The 718-nt window shown below is 63.8% G+C and carries 1 protein-coding gene; it reads right to left on the bottom strand.

Annotated elements, in window-relative coordinates:
• Positions 1 to 718, bottom strand: a 718-nt coding sequence (locus VTU_RS33735) for a hypothetical protein (protein WP_010106836.1), incomplete at both ends; no start/stop codon positions are given.

The raw sequence follows: 718 nt of genomic DNA on the forward strand, positions 1-718 counted from the left end.
GTCCACCGCCCGAGCCGCCTGAATGTGGACATTGCCGTCACTGCTGACCGCTGTGCTGCCGGGGCTGGAGATGCGAATGTCCCCGGTGGCCAGCGCCGTGGTTTGGGTTTGCCCGCGGACGTTGCCGCCCTTGATCCATATGTCGGCTGCGCTGTCCCTGAACTCAGCCCCGGTTTCCAGATGGACTTGCTGGCCCGTGACCGTGCTGTCGTCCAAGGCAATGCCCGTGCCCGACAGGATCGAGACGTTGCCGCTGCGCGACGTGACGCTGGCATTGTGGCGGGCCACCACAAGGGCATCGCTGCGCAGTTGCACATCCTTGTCGGCTGCCACGGATGTACCGGGGTCAAGGTCGATGTTGCGTCCGGCGCTGATGCTCACTTGTCCGCCACCAGCGGTGCTGCTTACTTGGGCAGCACCGTAGTTGGTGTCGTTGACAAGCTTGACCTCCCCCTTGGCGCTGATGACCACGGCACTGCCTGCGGTTTGCTGGGCAAGGCCTGCACCATACAGGTAGGTATCTCCTTCTGAAGCGGTGACAACGCTCCGTGTGCCCTGGACGGAGCCGGTATTGTGAATATGCCCCTTGGCGGCAACCAAGCTGACCGCGCCGGCTGCAATCGTGCCCCGGTTTTCCAGCTGACCATGGGTCGTGACGGCGATCTGTCCACCGCGGGCCTGCCAGGTGCCATAGTTTTGCAGCCGACCATCGACCGTG

Origin of the sequence: Verminephrobacter aporrectodeae subsp. tuberculatae At4 (assembly GCF_000193225.1) — a bacterium.
Taxonomy (GTDB): domain Bacteria; phylum Pseudomonadota; class Gammaproteobacteria; order Burkholderiales; family Burkholderiaceae_C; genus Acidovorax; species Acidovorax aporrectodeae.